This is a genomic window from Echinicola rosea (genome assembly GCF_005281475.1).
In the GTDB taxonomy this organism is placed as follows: Bacteria; Bacteroidota; Bacteroidia; order Cytophagales; family Cyclobacteriaceae; genus Echinicola; species Echinicola rosea.
Window position 1 is genome coordinate 4982253 of record NZ_CP040106.1, and the last position, 19788, is coordinate 5002040.

At 44.2% G+C, this 19788-nt stretch carries 16 protein-coding genes; 7 read left to right on the top strand and 9 right to left on the bottom strand.

What is annotated here, in order from left to right; all coding sequences use genetic code 11:
- Positions 1–196: 196 nt before the first annotated feature.
- Positions 197–880 (bottom strand): RNA polymerase sigma factor, encoded by a 684-nt coding sequence (locus FDP09_RS19395; protein ID WP_244940517.1) that lies wholly within the window; start codon positions 878–880, stop codon positions 197–199.
- Between the two features lie 303 nt (positions 881–1183).
- On the opposite strand from FDP09_RS19395, the gene FDP09_RS19400 reads away from it, so the two are divergent.
- The 5 genes from FDP09_RS19400 to FDP09_RS19420 all read left to right on the top strand — a co-directional run bounded on the left by FDP09_RS19400 (position 1184) and on the right by FDP09_RS19420 (position 9426).
- Positions 1184–1723, top strand: coding sequence for an RNA polymerase sigma factor (locus FDP09_RS19400; protein ID WP_187328715.1), 540 nt, complete (start codon positions 1184–1186; stop codon positions 1721–1723).
- A 274-nt stretch (positions 1724–1997) separates the two neighbouring features.
- On the top strand, positions 1998–2978 hold the full coding sequence (locus FDP09_RS19405) for a FecR family protein (RefSeq protein ID WP_137404241.1): 981 nt from the start codon (positions 1998–2000) through the stop codon (positions 2976–2978).
- A 117-nt stretch (positions 2979–3095) separates the two neighbouring features.
- Positions 3096–6623, top strand: coding sequence for a SusC/RagA family TonB-linked outer membrane protein (locus FDP09_RS19410; RefSeq protein ID WP_137404242.1), 3528 nt, complete (start codon positions 3096–3098; stop codon positions 6621–6623).
- A 16-nt stretch (positions 6624–6639) separates the two neighbouring features.
- The gene (locus FDP09_RS19415; RefSeq protein ID WP_137404243.1) at positions 6640–8418 is read left to right on the top strand and encodes a RagB/SusD family nutrient uptake outer membrane protein; all 1779 of its coding nucleotides are present in this window, start codon (positions 6640–6642) and stop codon (positions 8416–8418) included.
- 135 nt (positions 8419–8553) lie between these two features.
- Positions 8554–9426 (top strand): endonuclease/exonuclease/phosphatase family protein, encoded by an 873-nt coding sequence (locus tag FDP09_RS19420; protein WP_187328716.1) that lies wholly within the window; start codon positions 8554–8556, stop codon positions 9424–9426.
- Positions 9427–9584: 158 nt separating this feature from the next.
- Here FDP09_RS19420 and FDP09_RS19425 read toward each other — a convergent pair whose 3' ends face one another.
- The 4 genes from FDP09_RS19425 to ygiD form a co-directional block, all read right to left on the bottom strand.
- Positions 9585–9857 carry a lipocalin-like domain-containing protein gene (locus FDP09_RS19425; protein ID WP_137404244.1) on the bottom strand — a complete coding sequence of 91 codons (273 nt, stop codon included), beginning with the start codon at positions 9855–9857 and terminating at the stop codon, positions 9585–9587.
- A 360-nt stretch (positions 9858–10217) separates the two neighbouring features.
- Positions 10218–10793, bottom strand: a complete 576-nt coding sequence (locus FDP09_RS19430) for a hypothetical protein (RefSeq protein ID WP_137404245.1) — start codon at positions 10791–10793, stop codon at positions 10218–10220.
- A gap of 325 nt (positions 10794–11118) precedes the next feature.
- Positions 11119–11622 carry a DinB family protein gene (locus tag FDP09_RS19435; protein WP_137404246.1) on the bottom strand — a complete coding sequence of 168 codons (504 nt, stop codon included), beginning with the start codon at positions 11620–11622 and terminating at the stop codon, positions 11119–11121.
- A gap of 280 nt (positions 11623–11902) precedes the next feature.
- The gene (gene ygiD / locus FDP09_RS19440; RefSeq protein WP_137404247.1) at positions 11903–12745 is read right to left on the bottom strand and encodes a 4,5-DOPA-extradiol-dioxygenase; all 843 of its coding nucleotides are present in this window, start codon (positions 12743–12745) and stop codon (positions 11903–11905) included.
- A gap of 180 nt (positions 12746–12925) precedes the next feature.
- Here ygiD and FDP09_RS19445 point away from each other — a divergent pair, with 180 nt between their 5' ends.
- On the top strand, positions 12926–13618 hold the full coding sequence (locus FDP09_RS19445) for a 2'-5' RNA ligase family protein (protein ID WP_137404248.1): 693 nt from the start codon (positions 12926–12928) through the stop codon (positions 13616–13618).
- A gap of 141 nt (positions 13619–13759) precedes the next feature.
- A complete protein-coding gene (locus tag FDP09_RS19450; protein ID WP_137404249.1) occupies positions 13760–14788 on the top strand; it encodes an endonuclease/exonuclease/phosphatase family protein in 1029 nt (342 codons plus the stop codon).
- 132 nt (positions 14789–14920) lie between these two features.
- Here FDP09_RS19450 and FDP09_RS19455 read toward each other — a convergent pair whose 3' ends face one another.
- The 4 genes from FDP09_RS19455 to FDP09_RS19470 form a co-directional block, all read right to left on the bottom strand.
- Positions 14921–15709, bottom strand: a complete 789-nt coding sequence (locus FDP09_RS19455; protein WP_137404250.1) for a gluconate 5-dehydrogenase — start codon at positions 15707–15709, stop codon at positions 14921–14923.
- A gap of 195 nt (positions 15710–15904) precedes the next feature.
- On the bottom strand, positions 15905–16744 hold the full coding sequence (gene kduI, locus FDP09_RS19460; RefSeq protein WP_137404251.1) for a 5-dehydro-4-deoxy-D-glucuronate isomerase: 840 nt from the start codon (positions 16742–16744) through the stop codon (positions 15905–15907).
- Between the two features lie 596 nt (positions 16745–17340).
- A complete protein-coding gene (locus FDP09_RS19465; protein WP_229683510.1) occupies positions 17341–18549 on the bottom strand; it encodes a DUF4861 domain-containing protein in 1209 nt (402 codons plus the stop codon).
- 219 nt (positions 18550–18768) lie between these two features.
- Complete coding sequence (locus tag FDP09_RS19470; protein ID WP_229683509.1) at positions 18769–19776, bottom strand: TQO small subunit DoxD; 1008 nt, start codon at positions 19774–19776, stop codon at positions 18769–18771.
- Between the last annotated feature and the right edge of the window lie 12 nt (positions 19777–19788).

Genomic DNA, 19788 nt, shown 5'->3' on the forward strand with positions numbered 1-19788 from the left:
CCATATCCGGCAGGAAAATACAGATAAATTACCGAAAATTGCATACTTATGTTCTACCTGAGCAATTCAGATAAGGGCTAGGGGGATTTGAAATCCCGAACAGCAAATCAGTGCTGATTTAGCTCGGCGAGACAGGTGACGCAGGTCACTAAGATTTGCAATCCGTAAAACATTCTTCTCGGCTGAGATCCGGCCATTAACCCACCAGTACGAAAAGCATGCGAAGGATATCCTTGTGCTTTTCCAACATGCCATGTAGGCTGTCCAAGGTTCTGTATAGTAATTTTCTGGCGGATTTGACCTGGGAAAACTCCATGATATGGGCAATTTCTTTATACGACAGCCCTTCAAAAAAGTACAAGGACAGAATTTCACGCTGCCTTACGGGGAGCCGATTACAAGCCTCCTCCAGGATTTTACGTTGGTCCACGGTAAATTGGGTACCAATGGAATGGTAATCTGGATCTACATGTAGCCGAAACCCATGTGTTTTCTCAAAATCTTCATCCAATACCACCCGTTTGCGCTGCTTGATCAAGCGCAACAACCGTCGTCTAAAACTACTGAAAAGGTAATACTTTATGGATTGGGCCATTCCTAATTTGTGCTTGCTCCTAATGACCTGGTAAAACACATCTTGGACGGCATCATTGATGATTTCAGTGTCTTTGGTAAACTGTCTCCCATAATTAAAAAGCTTATGGGCATATTGCTCAAAAATCTTTGCCAGTGCAGAATCACTTCCCTGTAGAAATGCCACCCACAGGATAGACTCAGAAGATCTATCCTCCATCGCTCCACCTATTGGATGTTCGTTAGAAGCTGCAGAAGCGTTCTTGATTGGTTTTATGGATTCAGAAAGGGGCATTTTGGGCATCATTGGTCATTTGCGGTAACAGGACATCTTTTCCCTTATTTGCTTTACCACATTCACCAAATATACATGTTCTTTAATTAACAACAAAAAACTAAACCATTTTAGCAATATGCAAAACCAACTTTTTAGAATATATACATTCCAAGCTTTGGTGCTTCCATTTATAAATGAACAGCAAATCATAAGATTAATTAACCTTTTCTTAATTGAAAAAATGAATAACGAGTGCTACTTAGCTCTACTTTTGAAGTAAATACTTTCCCAATGGCAAACAGCAGGTCACGTGATACCGAACTTTTACGATTAATGGCATCACATAATGATCAAAGGGCTTTTAACACCATCTTTGATTATTATTGGGATGAACTATATCATTTGGCTATTGCGAAGACCAAGTGTCCCGATTTGGCGCAGGACTTGGCCCAAGAGGTTTTCATCAATCTTTGGAAATATAGAAAGACCATCAAAATTAAGGCTACATTCAGTGCTTATCTGGCAACCATGCTCAAGTACGGCTTTTTTAAACAGTTGGCAAAACAGGGGAAAGAAAGCGCAAATGGAGATTTTTTGGCAGAACCTTACCATGAAGAAAATGGCTTTTCGATCATGGAGTTTAACGAACTTTATGACAAAATAAGCGAAATCACTACCTCCCTACCTCCACGGTGCAAGGCAATCTTTGAAATGAACAGCTTCCAGCAAATGTCTGTGGAGGAAATAGCCACTAGCTTTAAGATCTCCACTTCTACTGTCCGCAACCAACTGGCAAGAGCCCGTGAGGTATTTAGGGAACAATTGGCCGAAGATGTCTCCATGATTGCCCTACTGACCATCTTTTTTCACTAGTGTCAAGTCCGCTTAAATGTCGGATAAGGCGGTAGTGGGTTTTGGACGAGATCAAGGCACAAAAAACGCTCCTAACCGTAGATAAGAAAGTCTTTTTGCAACGTAGAGATAGGCCAAAAGACGTACCGGATTACTCGTAGGTTTAGGGTTGACTTGACACCATACTTTGTTACCCAAACATTATGCACACTTAGATATCATTAATGATTTCATAACCATTTTCCTGTAGATGCCAAGGCCTTCTTTTGACTCATGTAAGTGAAAAGCAAAAATTATGACCGTTCACCAATACTGGAAAAAACTCATTGATAAACTCTTCAACAAAACCATTGATGCGGATGAACTGCAACAACTGAACCAATGGTATGATGAGAAGGAGCTTAATGCACCTTCCCTGACGGAAACAGAGCAAATAGAGCGAAAACAAAAGGCCTGGAAAAACATCCAGAAAAACACCTATATCAAGAAGCATGTCCCTTCACAGAAGAAGCGCTGGATCACCTGGTCTGGAGGCATAAAAATAGCCGCTAGCTTGTTTGTGGCTACGATCATCGGTTTACAGTATTGGATGCCGGATGAAGAGGTCATTCCCCCAGCCAAAACGATCACGATCAGTAATAAACTGGGACAAGTCAGTAGCTTCACCCTTCCTGACAGTTCTAAGGTTTGGCTAAGTACTGGCTCTAGCTTTTCTTATCCAGAGCGGTTTGATAGCATAAGGAATGTGGAACTGATCGGAGAAGCTTATTTCGAAGTCAAAAGAAATCCCGCCAAACCATTCGCTGTGCAGTCTGCGGGGCTCAAAACCACAGTACTGGGAACCTCTTTTAATATCAGCGCCTACCCAGACGAAAGCCCAAGTATTTCGGTACTCACCGGAAAAGTACAAGTAGTTGAAGACTTTCCGAATGGCCGAAAAATCAATTTGATCAAAAACCAGCAAACCCACTGGGAAAAGGAAAACGGCTTCACTCCGGCCTTACCTTTTAGCCCTGAAGCTGTTTTGAAATGGCAAAAAGGCATTTTGATTTTCGAAAATGCCTCCTTGGAAGAAGTAATCAATGAATTTTCCAAATGGTTCAATACTGACATTAAACTTACAGGTGCCAAGGACAGCACCTGTAAGTTTACAGGTGAATTTAAAAATACTTCCTTAAAAAACGCCCTGGAAATCATCCAGTATGCCTTAAAAATAAACTATACCCTCCATGAAAATGAAGTAATCATCACCGCACATAATTGCATACGGCAATAAAAAACCCGGTGGAATTGGCCCTTCCACCGGATCTAAAAGATCAATTTAGTTATCCCCCGTTGCTTCCATCTTCGACCATGTAGCAGCAAGGGTACAAACCTTTTATTCATCAAAATTATGAAAAAAAAACTACTTCGCATTGTTTTGAAGTCAACAGCGAACTTATTAATCATCGGTACGCTCATGTACTGCCTTAGCAATTTTGCTTTGGCCCATGAGACCAAGGCCCAGCACATGGGCGAAACGCAAATTGAGCTTTCCACCACCAAGATGGAGCTTAGGCAATTCTTCTCACAGGTAGAAGCCCAAAGCACCTTCAGGTTCCACTACAATGCCGTCTTGTCAGAGGTGAAAACCGTCGTATCACTAAATGGCTCGGCAGATCTTGAAACACTTCTTTATGAAGTTGCCAAACAAACTGACCTTAGTTTTAAGCAAGTCAATGAAGACATTGCAGTAAGAAAATTGAAGAAAACCAACCAAAACAAGGCAGTGGTCATCGACATCAACATATCTGGGACTGTCATCGATGCGGATACTGGAGAGCCCATTGTCGGTGCATCGGTATTTATAGAAGGTTCTGGCATTGGAATAGCCACTGACCTGGATGGTAACTGGACCTTGGATATACCGGAAGAGCTCATGGGAAAGACCATCACTGCCAGCTACTTGGGCTATCAGTCGGCCACTGCCACCATCGGCCAAAGACCGATCAATTTCAGCCTAAAGTCCAATGAGCTTGACGAAGTCGTGGTGGTAGGCTATGGCACCCAGAAAAAAATCAACCTTACAGGAGCAGTAGATAATGTAACAGGAGAGGTATTCGAAAACCGTCCTGTTCCCAATATTGCCCAAGGGCTACAGGGAGCAATCCCCAACTTGAACATCAATATCCAAGACGGAAAGCCTACCCAATCACCGTCCTTTAACATCCGTGGGACGACCTCCATCGGCCAGGGCGGCAACGCACTGGTATTGATCGATGGTGTAGAAGGCGACCCTTCCATGATCAATCCCTCGGATATAGAGAGTATTTCGGTGCTTAAGGATGCTTCGGCCTCCTCTATCTATGGAGCCAGAGGTGCTTTTGGTGTGATCTTGATCACCACCAAATCTCCCTCCAAGGACAAAATGTCTCTTTCTTACACCACCAACTGGTCCATCAAGTCCCCTACGGTGGTTCCTGACCTGGTGACCGACGGCTACACTTGGGCCAGCATGTTTAACGAAGCGTGGACAGCATGGAACGATTACTCCCAGACTCCCCAAAACGCCAATAAAACGCTCCCTTTTTCCCAAGATTATTTGGCAGAACTGAAGCGAAGATCGGAAGATCCAAGCTTACCGGATATCGAAGTCGGACCAAATGGTGAATACATTTACTACGGCAGCACGGACTATTATGGAGAATTGTACAAAAAGAGCCTCTTGGCCATGGAACACAACCTTTCCCTTTCTGGTAGCAACGGTAAAACGGGCTATTACATCACAGGAAGGTACTTTGACCAAGAGGGACTTTTCCGGTACAATTCCGATGATTTCAAAATGTACAATTTCAGGGCTAAAGGCTCTTTGGAAATGACAGATTGGCTAACCGTAGAAAACAATACGGAATATTCCTTCAGACAATACCACAATCCTCTCAATGTCGGCGAGGGTGGTAGCATCTGGCGGAATATCGCGGACGAAGGCCATCCCGTGGCCCCAATGTTAAACCCTGACGGCACACTTTCCTATTCGGCCGCCTATACCATTGGGGATTATTATTACGGGAAAAATGGCATTGATACCGAACGAAGCATCATCAAAAATATCACCAGCTTCAATTCCCAGTTCTTTGACAACACCTTCCGTGTTCGGGGAAACTTCACCTTCCAAGATATCCAAAACAATGAACAACGGATTCGTGTACCAGTACCTTACAGCAGAAGTGAAGGGGTCATCGAATATGTCGGAACCAATACCAACGATATCAGAAACCAACGAGCCGAAACGCGCTATATGGCCACCAATCTTTATGCTGAATACGAACCAAAACTGCAAGGACTGCATAGTGTCAAAGGCTTGGTAGGCTACAACTTCGAAACCTCGACTTACAGCAGCCTCACGGCACAAAGAAACGGCCTGATCTTCGAAGACGCACAGGATATCAACCTAGCTCTTGGGCAATCCATTACTACCAATGGTGGCTGGGACAGATGGGACATCCAAGGAGGGTTCTTCAGGGTAAATTATAATTATGCAGGCAAATACCTTCTGGAGGTAAATGGCCGCTATGACGGATCTTCCAAATTTCCCGAAGATCAGCGTTATGCCTTCTTCCCTTCCTTTTCAGCAGGCTGGAGGGTGTCCGATGAATCATTCTTCAACATATCCGAGACCGCCATTTCAGACTTGAAGATCCGTGGTTCCTATGGCTCACTTGGGAATGGCAACATCAATTCATATGCCTTCCAGGAACTGTTTTCTATTACCCAATCCGACAGGGTATTGAACGGCGTGAAGCCTCAATATACCAATCAGCCAGGAGTACTTCCAGATGGCTTGACCTGGGAAACCTCCACTACAGCAAACATTGGTATTGACTTAGGTATGCTGAGTAATCGACTGACTTTTACGGGTGATGCTTACATCCGAAATACTACGGACATGTTTACGGTGGGCAAATCCCTCCCAGCAGTATTCGGTACGGCGGTACCAAAAGGAAATTACGCCGATCTCCGAACAAAAGGCTGGGAATTTGTCCTCGCCTGGCGAGACCAAGTAAGTGTGGCTTCCAAGCCGCTAAACTATAGCGTAAAATTCTTTATGGCGGATTACAATTCTACCATTACCAAATATAATAATGAAAACAAACAGCTCACGGACTATTATGAAGGCATGAAAGTGGGCGAAATCTGGGGCTATGTGACAGAAGGACTTTTTGAATCCATGGAAGACATCAGTTCCCATGCGGATCAAAGCTATATCCAGTCATCCACCAGCAGAACCACTCTACCGGGAGATATAAAATTCCAAGACCTGAACAATGATGGGGTAATCAATAAAGGCCTAAACACCGTGGACAATCCAGGAGATCAAAAAATCATCGGTAATTCCACTCCGCGATATACGTATGGCTTTAACATCGACCTTAGCTATCAAAACTTTTTCCTCAACACCTTCTTCCAAGGTGTTGGTAAAAGAGACTGGTGGCCCGGTGGAGAGGCCGGATTGTTTTGGGGACAGTATAACCGTCCTTATAATGACGTGCCCAAATCCATGCTCGGAAACATCTGGTCAGAAGATAATCCTGATGCTTATTTCCCCAGATACCGCGGCTATACTTCCATTGGCAGTAACCGCTCATTATCATCGGTGCAAACCCGGTATTTGCAGAGCATCGCTTACTTAAGGATGAAAAACATCCAAATCGGATATAACCTCCCTAAGCATATCGCCTCTAAGTATAAAATGGGCGCCGCCAGGCTATATCTCTCAGGAGAGAATTTACTTACTTGGTCACCACTTTATAAGGTGACCAAAAACCTAGACGTGGAAAATACCGGACCGTCTGATCTTGTGCTTACTTCTGGTACTTCGGGTAATGGAAACAACTACCCGATCCTAAAGAGCGTAACCCTGGGACTATCTATTACCTTCTAAAAAACGACCTAAACCAATGAAAAATATACAAAAACTATTCGGATCCATTGCCCTCGTGGGATTCTTGGCTACCGGCTGTGCGGAACTGGATCAATATCCAGAGGCCACCACCTCCAAAAGCGCTGTTTTCAACAGTGAAAATGGGCTAAACCTCTATGCCAATTCCTTCTATAACGGCCTTCCTACGGCCAGGGATATTCACTCGGGCGATGAGATGGCCGATTATGCTGCCAGGACCCAAGTGCCTGATTTTATCAGACCAGGAAATTATAACCCCTCCCAAAGTAGTGGTTGGAACTGGGAAGCCCTTCGAAACATCAATTATTTTCTGGAAAATAATACCAGTGAAGAGGTAAGCCAAGAAACCAAAAATCACTTCAATGCCATTGCGAGGTTCTTTAGGGCCTTCTTCTACTACGAAAAAGTAAAGCGTTTTGGTGATGTTCCCTGGATCAGTTCCCCCATGAACGTGGACGATCCCGCCCTTTATAATGGACGTGATCCACGAACCTTAGTGATGGACTCTGTTTTGGCTGATTTGGACTACGCCATTGCGAATATTCGTGAAGGAGAAGATGAAAGTCGAAGTCTGATTACCAAAAATGTAGTGCTGGGCATTAAGTCTCGAATTTGCCTCTTTGAAGGTACTTTCAGAAAGTACCATGAAGATTACGAACTGACTGGCTCTGTTATAAAATGGCTTAGCGAAGCAGCTTCTGCTGCCAAGCAAGTAATGGATAATGGCGATTTTTCGCTTTACAAAGGTGATGGAGAAGATTTCTCCTATCGATCACTGTTTATCAGCGAAAAACCCGTGACGCAAGAAATCATGCTGGCCGTCGTAATCGACCCTTCCCTAAGTGTATTTCATGACGCCAACTGGTGGTGGACCAGTTCCACTTATGGCGCCAGGGTGAGCTTGACGAGAGATTTTATCCGTACCTATCTAAATGAAAATGGTACGCCATTTACGGAGCTTTCAGGACATGAAACCATGACCTTTATGGAAGAAACCCAAAACAGGGACAAAAGGCTACAACAAACCATTCGAATGGGCGATTACACCCGGACCAATGCCGGCACCGTCGTACCTGCCCCTCCAATATTTTCATACACCTACACGGGGTACCAACCGATCAAATGGACGTTGGACGATATGTATTTTGATGGTGGCAGCAGAAACACCAACAGTGTAAGTATTCTCCGGTATGCTGAAGTGTTGCTAAACTACGCAGAAGCAAGAGCGGAACTGGGCGAATTTACCGAAGCAGACTGGCTGCTTACCATCAGAGCACTTCGCGAAAGGGCTGGAATCACTGGAAATCTCGGCATGCCTACCATGATCGACCCATATCTGCAAGAAACCTATTTTCCTGATATCACGGATCCGGTGCTTTTGGAAATCAGACGGGAACGTGGCATCGAATTGGTCTTCGAAGGATTCCGCTTCTACGACATCGTCAGATGGGATAAGGGGGAATTGATGGAAATGCCTTGGAATGGCTTTTATGTACCAGCACTCGACACTCCCCTGGACCTCAATGAAGATGGGATTTTTGACGTAGCTTTCTACACCCAACTACCAGCCAACCAAGTGGACGGGGTAACCTATATCAACGTCAGCGAAAACATCGATTCGGGTATCAATCCCCAACAACTGGACGAAGGCAATAAGGGAGAGATCCACTGGCTAGACCACCAGCCTCGGGAATGGGAAGAAAAAAACTACCTCTATCCTATTCCTGAAAATGACCTCCTGATGAACCCTGCACTGGGACAAAATCCAGGCTGGTAATTCCAAAAATAACCAGTAAATTGGTCGCAGATAGACCTGGGGATGCGCCAGCCATGTTCCCCAAGGTCTTCTGCGCTCAATTAACCATTCACACTTCTTTTAACATTATCTTTAAAAAACTTAAAGCCTATTAAAGTGACCAAAAACCGATTCAAAACTTATCTGATAGCAGTCTTTGCACTGCTGGGAGCATTTATTTTATCACTTAGGGCCCAGGCACAAAGTGAAGAGCTCACCGTCGCTACATTTAACATCCGCTATGACAATCCTGGTGATGCTCCCAACAACTGGGACAACCGCAAGGAAGTAGTAGTAAACCTGATCCAATTCCATGGCTTCGAAATCTTTGGAATCCAAGAAGGGCTAAAACACCAAGTGGCATACCTCGACGAGCAACTGTCCAGCTTTGGTTATGTTGGCGTGGGTAGGGATGACGGGAAGGAAAAGGGAGAATACTCCGCCATCTTCTATAACAAGGAGAAATTTGCGGTGCTGGAAAGCAATACCTTTTGGCTTTCGACAGACACCACCAAGCCCAACAAAGGTTGGGATGCAGCCCTTCCAAGAATCTGCACCTGGGCAAAAATGGAAGATAAGGCCAGTGGTCAGCAGTTTTATTTCTTCAATACGCACTTTGACCATGTAGGTACAGAAGCGCGCCAAGAAAGTGGCAAGCTGATCCTCAGCAAGATCAAGGAAGCTGATCAAGCAGGCATCCCTGTCATGCTTACGGGGGATTTTAACGTGGACCAAGAAAACCCCGCTTACCTGCTTTTGGAAAATTCCGAAGAACTTAAGGACTGCTATGAAGCCGCAGACCTCCGCTACGCCAACAATGGCACCTTTAACAGCTTCGACAATAGCAAAAGCACGGACAGGCGCATCGACCACGTTTTTGTCAGCGAGTTCCTGAAAGTCAAAAAGTACGGCATTCTTACCGATACCTATCACAACCTTTATCCCTCCGACCATTTCCCAGTGATGGCAGTGATCGAATGGAATTATTAAAATGTATTTAGTAATTAGTACTTAGTATCAAGAAATAGTACAATAGGTCCGAGTCTGGAGACTCGGACCTAAACTTGTAAAATTTAATATCACCCCAGTCTGAGACTGGAAATAGTAATCGTCCAAGTATCCACTACGTTATAAAATTGGACGAGGGTTCATTCCACCTTTGCATATTCAAGAGTACCTTGTTTTTTATTGGAAATGACCCGCTTTTTATCATCCATATATTCGATCACAAAATTCACCTTCATCATCATCACTTTCACAGTGAGCTTTTGATCCTCGTCCGAAAGTTTCCAACTACCTTTTGTTTTTTTATTTCCTACGATGCTCACAAAATCGTTCTCTTCTTCAAAAATCTGATATACTTCATCGGTCTTAAACTTCGAATGGATGTTCTGCTCTTTTCCCTTTTTGGTCCATTTCACAAGCTTTCATTTGCCGATTAGCTGATCAGCACTTTGGGCTTGGACTTGAAAACTGCATACAAAAAAAAGCAGCATAATGGTGGTGAGTACTTTAGTCATGGTTCTGGTGTTATGGTTGATAAACAATACTATATAATCTAAAAATAAACCTATATATTTAAAAACCACCAAAATAGCCTCATTTCTTAAGTAAAAAATACGGATTTCACTTCTCAAACAAGCGGTCAAAATAATCATCCAATCTGGTGCAAGTCTGGAGACTTGCACCTAAACTGAAAAAAGTCTCCAGACTTTTACCCAGTCTAAAGACTGGCCAAAGTATGCGTCCAAGTCACCACTTCGTTAGAAACTCGGTCAATTTCATTTTATATGATATCCAAATCTAAGGGAAATAAACCCAATGGTATCTCCTGAATTTTCGGTATATCCAGCACTTTTATAAAACAAGTATTGGTAACCAATTCCGATTCCCGCCTCAAAATTAAACTGGCTTCCTACATTACGGCGAATGCCCCACATCGGTACCAATCCTATATCAGGAATCACATTCACCCCTGATCCAGCACCTACGGTAAACCAATCTGGATGATGAAATGCCTTTAGGGTTACAAAATTTGCACTGTTCATTGCTGTTCGCTTGAGCCGTCTCGCTCTTTTTCGGATATTATAATACCATCGAGGTTCCAGAGAGAGTTCAGGAAACAAAATGATACCCGATGTATTATACAAGTCATCTTGCCATATTCCTCCGTTTAGACCTACCTCCGTCCTTAGCGCGATGGTATTGGATAGCCTGGTTTCATTATACCCCCAAAAGCCCACCAAACCTGCCTGAACCCCATAAATTGATCGTTCGACACTTGCTGTCTGGGCTTGGAGTAATGCCGTAAACGGCAACAATAGTAGTAGAACAAGTAGTAGTCGCTTTGTTTTCATCTTTTTTAAAATTGATATGACCTCCAACATAAGGTCTTTCTACTAAAAAGAGGTAAACCCCTCCTACTCATCCCTACGCAACATGACAAAAATCACCCTTTCAATACTAGCTGGTTCAAGTCTTCAGACTTGAACCTAAACTGAAAAAAGTCTCCAGACTTTTTTCCCCAGTCTAAAGACTGGCCAAAGTATGCCTCCAAGTCACCACTTCGTTAAAGACTTGGACGATGGCAATAAAGAAAAAATCCACCAGTCGCTTTCTTCTATTAAAAGTGACTGGTGGATTTCCTTCTCCATCATCAATACTGACTACGCCATATTCAGACTATCTTTCCCAGAAGAATGGTGGCTCGATGCCCAAACTCCTCAGATAAACATATCCCTGACCACGGTGATGGATTTCATTGTCCACAAAATACAGCAAGGTGGCGTAATTGCTGTTTTCATATTGGCCAAAGGCTACCTCTACCTTCTGGAAGCGCTCAGAGGTGATGCTAGGCCATGTTTCGTCGATTACCTGCGTCACCTTGTCCCAAAGCTCCAAAAGGCCTTCTTTGGTCGTAGGCATGGACTTGGTATGGTCAAATTCCTCGACTTTTTCCCATTCCCCGGAGGCCAGTCCTTTCACCCCAGGCACAGCGATATCGATCATCTCCATGACCAACTGGGCAAATGGCCGCATCCCCCCAATAGAATAATCAAACAATTTGTCCTCAGGAAATAATTCAATAGTCCTTCTGGTCAAATTCCTGTGTCCTTGCCAATGTGCCAACATGGCTTCTGTGGAAATAAACAATTCTTGACTGGCTGCAACTGATTCGGTTTTCATAACGGTGTTTCTTTAAAAGGTTTAAAATTATATAGTATTACAAATAAAAAACCGAACAGTGACAGCCCTATGTCAGTAGGGTTTGGTAAAATTGAAATTTTTTTAAATTGGAAAATGATAATGCCGTAAAGGATTACAAATCGCATCTGTTTAGGATTTATGATCACTCCTGAGGAATATTTTTGACAAAGGAATATCGCTGCTCCTCTGGTTCACTTTTAAAAGTAAACCAGAGGCAGGAACCAATCAGCCCATCGCATGATTCTTCTACGAAACATCACTATTTATATTCTCCAAAAACTGCCGAAGTCATGGTCAAAGAACCTCCGACCACCTTGTCATTAAAGAATGTTGTCGGTTCAGCTTCACTTTTCAGCCCCAGTGTGTAAAGCAAAGGGAGGTAATGATCGGGAGTGGGAATGGCCAACCGCGCCGCCTTTCCAAACTTATGATAATCCATCAATGCCCGGTGATTGCCATTAATGATCAATTGCTTAAACTGTTCGTTCATCTCTATTGCCCAATCATAACCATACTCCGGCTCGCTTAGTTTGTCCCAGGCGACCATCCGGAGATTATGGACCATATTGCCGCTGCCAATGATCAATACGCCTTTTTGGCGAAGGTCATGAAGTTCCTTGGCCAATTCGTAGTGGTATTGGGGGGACTGTCCATAATCAATGCTCAATTGCAGCACGGGGATAGCCGCATCCGGATACATGTGCCGAACGACCGTCCAAGCACCATGATCCAAGCCCCATTCATGGTCTAATGCCACATTTACTGTAGAAACGCCTTCTTCAATTGCCTTTGCGAGATCCGGGTGTCCAGGAGCCGGATATTGTACCTCAAAGAGTTCTCTTGGAAACCCTCCAAAATCATGAATGGTCCTTGGAAAATCCATGGCCGTAATTCTCGTACCACGGCTCAACCAATGGGCAGAAATCACCAAAACGGCTGTTGGATGGGGAATTTCTTGTCCCAGCTTTTTCCAATAACCTGAAAATACGTTGTCTTCAATTCCATTCATGGGCGAGCCATGCCCCACAAACAGCACTGGCATCTGTACGCCCCCTTCTTTCAAACTACTTGTAAATCGTTTAAAATCTCCTAGGTTGTTCATCGATATTGTTGTTTTAGGCCCTTATTTCAGAGGGAAATCCATTAACCAATAGTATAACAGCATCCAATACTATAAAATTCATGTATATACATGTAACATCAACTTAATTGATTAAATTGGAGCTATTGGAAGCCTTTTATATGTTCATATTTAATCACCAAATCACAGTATCTGTTATCAATGAAGCTAAAATCGCATTACCAATCACTTTTTGACTCTTCTCGTCAACAATTAATCAATGGCAACTATGAAATTGATGAAAAAATAGATCATCCTTTTGATGACAGACGCGGCATCAGTTTACTGGCCCGACCAGACCATCACTGCAAAACCAAGATTGCTGCCTTCCTGGACGAACTTCGGCCACTTGATCCTTCCCAATATTACTATCCTCAATCCGATCTACATATCACGATCATGTCCATCATTTCCTGCTACTCGGGATTTCAACTTGGGCAGATAAGCCCTGAAGAATATAAACAAATAATCCTGCATAGTCTCCGTGGTATTCCCCCAATCATGATCCAAATTGAAGGAGTCACGCTCAGTCCTGCAGGCATATTGCTACAGGGATATCCAGATGGAGAAGCCCTTCAGCACTTGCGGGACCGATTACGCCAAAACTTCAAGGACTCCTTCCTTCAGCAGAGCCTTGACAAGCGCTACACCATCCAAACAGCCCACAGTACCATCATGCGCTATCGGCATCCTTTAAAAAACCTGGACAAGTTCCTCCAAGTAATTAACCACAATAGACATACTGATTTTGGTACATTTACCATAAGCGAACTGGAGTTGGTGTTTAATGACTGGTACCAACGCCAAGAAAACGTACAGATACTACACCGACTCCCACTCCTCGCAGCACACTGATCAACAACAACTTAACACAAAATACCCCAATTACGGTATTTTATCCAAGGTCAAAATATGGTAACTTGCCATCATCAATAAGTGAATAAAAAGAAACTACTACTCCTATTTTAGATTCGTTTTCATCAAACTCACTTAGCCATGCCCAATTTGCGAGCATTCAGTTTGGTTACGTTTAACCTCTATAATCTCAACCTCCCTGGGCATTCCATGTATCGGGACTATGATGGCTGGAGTGACGATCAGTATGAAAACAAGATTATCTGGACGTCCTACATGCTTCACCTGCTACAGCCGGACATTTTTGGCTTTCAGGAGCTATGGCATGAAGATGCTCTCAAAGATGCCTTTACCCGGGCAGGTCTTATGGATTCATATGATATTCTTTGTCCTTCGCACCATGATGGAAACAAGATTATCTGTGCAGGGGCTGTCAAAAAGGGCCTACTGGATGGAACCCCGGAATGGCTGGAAACCTTTCCGGAAAAATTCATCCTGGAAAGTGCCGGTGACGATCCCCAGACACCAGATATTGCTATCCAAATAGCGAGCTTCTCCAGGCCCGTGCTCCATTTTAAGGTAAAACTTCGTGAAGACCGCGATGCGGTATCGGTATTTGTAGCACATTTTAAATCCAAGGCTCCTACAGCCATTTACCGGGAAGGCTGGTACAGGGATGATTACGACTACTATAAAAAGCATTCCGAGACCCTCGGCTATACTCTATCCACTATCAGGAGATCTGCAGAAGCTGCTGCTCTACGCATGATCATCTTGGACAAGTTAAAACATACAGATTTGCCGGTAATTGTCATGGGTGACCTGAACAATTCCCAACTCAGCGATACCTTGAACATCATGACCGGTCAGCCACGCTACCTGCAAGGACGCTCTTCCGGAGGTGGTGATGCGGACCTTTATACGGTGGCGACATTACAGGAATACCGTAGTCTCAGGGATGTTTATTACACCCATATTTATCAAAATATCCGGGAATCCCTTGACCATATTTTGGTGTCACAGGAATTTTATGACAATTCCCGGAAAAGAATCTGGGCATTTGATGGCATGGAAATCTATAACGATCATTTGGCAGATGAGGATCATAAAGCTTCAGGCACCACCGATCACGGGATCGTAAAAGCCACTTTTAAGTTCGCTCCTGCTTAAAAATGAGGAAAAACTCTTCCTACGAGCATTCTCCTTGCTATAAAAACCCCTCAAGTCTCTCATCTTATATACTAAAAAAGCCCTCCCAGAAATATATCCAGGAAGGCTTTTCATCAGTTAATTTTCACATAATTACTCTTCGCCATGCGGCTTGCCGATAGTGGCCAAGATACCACCATCCACATAAACGATTTGTCCATTGACGAAGTTACTGGCCTGACTGGCCAAGAAGACCATCGTGCCCTGAAGGTCCTCTGGATCTCCCCATCTGCCGGCCGGTGTCCTGTTGATGATAAAATCATTGAACGGATGACCGTCCACACGGATCGGTGCAGTTTGCTCAGTGGCAAAATACCCTGGGCCGATGCCATTTACTTGGATATTGTATTTGGCCCATTCGGTGGCGAGGTTTCTGGTCAGCATTTTCAGCCCACCTTTGGCGGCAGCGTATCCAGATACTGTATTACGACCGAGCTCACTCATCATAGAGCAGATATTGATGATCTTGCCTCCACCTTTTTCTTTCATGCCTTTCGCTACACGCTTGGACATCAGGAAAGGAGAAACCAAGTCCATATTCACCACTTTGGCAAAGTCTGCCACTTCCATTTCTAGCGCAGGAGTACGCTGGATCATACCGGCATTGTTTACCAAAATATCGATGGTTCCGAATTTACTTTCTATTTCAGAAAGCTTCTCGTCCACTTCCTTTTCATTGGTTACATCGAACAGGTAACCATATGCTTCGATGCCGTCGGCTTTGTATTCTTCCAAAGCCTTGTCCATCTTGGCTGGGGTATGTCCATTTACGATCAGGGTAGCACCACTCTTGGCAAGAGCCTTGGCCATGGCCATCCCAAGGCCATGGGTGGCTCCTGTTACAAGGGCGACTTTTCCTGAAAGGTCAAATAATTCTTTCATGTTTGGTTTTTGGTTAATTAGTTATTCGGTTTGGGTGCTGTATGTTTGTATGTCCACAGTTTGATACATATTGTCCCACCTCTGTCTATGACAACGAAATGGGGAGCCAGGAGAATCCTGCTCCACATGGATTGTGGCGTCATTGGAACAAACTTGTCAAGCCTCAACAAAAGAGCTATTGCACACAGCCCTTCTTTACTTCATATCGGTAACAGCTACTTTGTCCATGTCGCCATAATCCAAGTTTTCTCCAGCCATTCCCCAGATAAAGGTATAATTGGATGTACCTGAACCTGCATGGATGGACCATGCTGGAGACAATACCGCTTCATGGTTTTTCATCCAGATGTGGCGTGTCTCGTGAGGCTGTCCCATATAGTGACAAACCGCCGCTGATTCGTCCAGATCAAAATAGAAATAGGCTTCCATTCGTCTGTCGTGCGTGTGGGCCGGCATGGTGTTCCAAACACTTCCTGGCTTGAGCTGGGTCATCCCCATCTGCAGCTGGCAGGATTTCACGACACTATTCACGATCAGCTTGTTGATCACTCTGTGATTGGACTCTTCCATAGAACCAAGCTCCACTTTTTCAGCATCTTCCAATCCTACTTTTTTGGTCGGGTAAGAGGTGTGCGCTGGTGCTGAATTAAAGTACAAAAATGCTTGTCCTTCTGTGGATGGATTAAAAATCACTTCTTTCACACCACGTCCTACATAAAGGGCTTCACGGGTGTTCACTTTATGATCGGTACCATCTACGGTAATCAGGGTCGGTGCCCCCACGTTGATCACACCTAGTTCGCGACGTTCCAAAAAATAGTCAGCTTTTAGCTGATCTACAGTTTCCAGTTCCAAAGATTTGTTTACTGGAGCAATCCCGCCAACAATATAGCGGTCAAACATAGAATAAACGCCTGTGATCTTATCGTCCTGAAAGATGTTTTCGATCAAAAAATGATCCCTTAACTTTTGGGTGTCATAGCCTTTGACATCATCAGGATGTGCTCCGTATCTGGTTACGATGTTCGTATGCATGTTAATTGTCTATTTATATAATTAGAAAATAATTTTTTCATTTTAAAACGATCTGTGCAATCGATTACCCAATTGCCCATTCCTCCTCTTTTCATTTTCCTATACCAACTTTCAGTATAACCCTAAAAAGGATAGAGAAACCAGCAATATTGCAATTTATACGCCGTATAGTGCCCTTCTAGCATCTCTGGAAAACAAAACTAACATATTTCACGAGAAATGAAACCCACACAGTATGGTGAGCAGGTGCCCTTTTCCCGAAATTAATGCCGTTTGATTTGACAATCTTGGTAGCACTACCATGAATATGCTTTAAAATCAACCGCTACGTTTTAGAAGAGATTGCTTCACTCCATTACGCTCCGTTCGCAAGAACGTTATCGACACGTTACTGGATGTACTTCCCTGATTAGTGTTGACCGGATTAATATTAGTTTTCATTATCAATTATTGCAATCACTAGTCATTTACTAAAATCCTATTGTGTTTCTCTTGGCTCCAAATAACCCCACCTAACCTCCCCGCCGTGGCGGGGAGGAATGTCTCACCCTTGGCTCTTTGTTCTTGGCTCTTTCCTCTCTTTTATATACTATCCATCACTTTATACTGACTTCCAGTGGTTTTTCCAGTCCTTTGGCAAATTGCTCCAAATAAGCATCCCATTCTGCGGCATTGGCAAATTGCCCGCTCTTCTTCCAGCCGAATCCAGCGTAATACGTAACCTTTCCTCCTGTAGGCTTTGCCATGACCAGTAACTGACTGCCGTCCCGGTAGTCCACACGATGATCCTTTGACTCGAGCACTCTGGCAGGATCGATGACAATGCCTAGGCCAAGCTCACTCTTGTCCATGGGCTCCCAGTAACGGTATATTCCTGCCTCATCGTTAATCGCCACTTCTCCTTCCTTATTGTGCAGCGTAATGCCGATGGTAACATTGGGAACGGCCGTCTCACTTTCCACAGTAGATTCAAAATGGCTCAAGTTACTGCCCAAATCCAAACTAATCCGTTTGGTCTCGGACACCATCTTACCGTTCGCCTCCCAAGGCGCATAGGTCAGTTCAAACATCGTCCTGATCGGCCCAACAGCGATGCGCTCGTAGCTCACAAAATTCCGGGAAGTATAAAGAGAATCATTTTCCCAAATACCAATTCCGCCTATTCCGCGACTGGAACCTACATGATATGGGTCATAGCCTTCTCCGGTATCAACATGGTAAGCACCTTTTTTCTCATCATTTTCCTTATACCATTTATCGATGATGGGATAGTCCACCCTTTTTAGCCAGCAGTCCATACCGCTGGAAAGGGTACCGTCAGGGAGATTTTGCTCTATCCTTCGCTGGGCATCGGGACCATACGTACGGAAAGCCACACGGTCATTTTCCCATGTATAATCATCCGTACGCTCTGGGACAAAGCGGGAAAAGGTCTGCTGTTCGGAAGTAGGCTGCTGCTCTCCCTCCTTTAATGGCCGAACAGTATAGCTTGCGCTTTCACCAGCACCCAAATCAACTTGAAACAACCATTGGTCCATGGTCTTGTCTCCGTCCAGATCCACCCACTGGTTCAGCAGGAGTCCGCCTTGGGCATCCGTAACCACGAGTTTTTTCGTCCCATATTCCTCTATTAACGGTTGTAAATCTGCAGCATTTATTTCCACAGTACTTGAAGTTTTGGCCACTTCAGCTGGGTTTTTCACTTCGATAGTTAACGAATCGGATGGGGTTTGGCAGCTGGCCAGCATCAAGGTCATTCCGCCGAATGCCACCGCTCCTTTTTTGACCAAATTACACTTGGACATAAGGTTAATGGTATTTTTCATGAAGATGAATAAGTCTTTATAATCCCAAAAAAACAGTTTATTCTACTAATGTAACGATGCCACGGTGGCATCTGCAAGCGAAGGCTAAAATATATGCTCCATTAGCAAAAATTAATGATTTCTCCCCTATTTCTCCCAATAAAATTGGCGGCACACGGTAGTGGCGCCGCCAATGGAGCTGAATAGGGTATCTGCCTCCTACTTTTTGACTTGGTATTCCCAGCTGGCTCCGCTGATGTCTGTTATTTTTAAGGTATAGGTACCGTCTGCTAGATTTTTTAATTCAGGAGCCATCAAATTTATAGTTGCCTTGGCTCCCAGTGGCACCACTAAGCTATGCTTACCCGGTTTTACTTTTGCGACATAATGATTCGCTATAGATGCTGGATCCATAGCAGCCAAGGCTTCATTGGAAAGCCCAAAAACCTCATTTCCAGCACTATCTTCTACTTCCATGCCTATGATCCAGGCACCGTAAACATCCACACCTTCCGTCCTGAAGACATCAAAAGCCAGCCCTTTGTCAGTTAGTTCTCCTGCAGAAATTTCCAATTTCGGCTTCACGGATTTATTGTGCAACGGCCCCCAAAGTCCTCCATGAAACACCTGATTGGTCATCAAGGTGATCGCCAAAATGAAGAGTGAACCTCCAAGGACCAACTTGGGGTAGATGGATGCCTTCACGGGCAATTCTCCAGAAGCTAACCAAGGAAACCATTTTTTCTTAGCGATAGCAAAATTTTGTTGTCGGAGATAATGGTCCACGGAATACTTCCCGCTGCCCGTCAAAAAGAGGACAAAACCGGTCGCTATTCCCAACACACCAATCTGCCATTCATCCAGACACGTAGTTCCGATCCATCCTGACCCCAACAAAATCCCCATGGCCAGACCAAAAACACCCACGCTCATCACCCGGGTAAAGGCTCCCAACATGATCATCAAGCCCACGATGCCTTCTACCACCGTAAAGATCACCATGGCCCACCAGAGCAAATCGGGGTTCTCTACCAAGTACTGTATAATGGGCTTGATACCAAGGGCATGGGGCAAGAAATGGTTGAATTTCTCACCGATATAGCCACTGATTTCGGGATCGAGCTTATCGGTCAAGATCGTCCGTCTGTAAAGGGCCGAAAAGTAAGTCCAGCCCACCACTAACCGCAAGGAAAGTGTCATTAGGCCTACATCATTTTTTATCTTCATGTTCATTGTTTC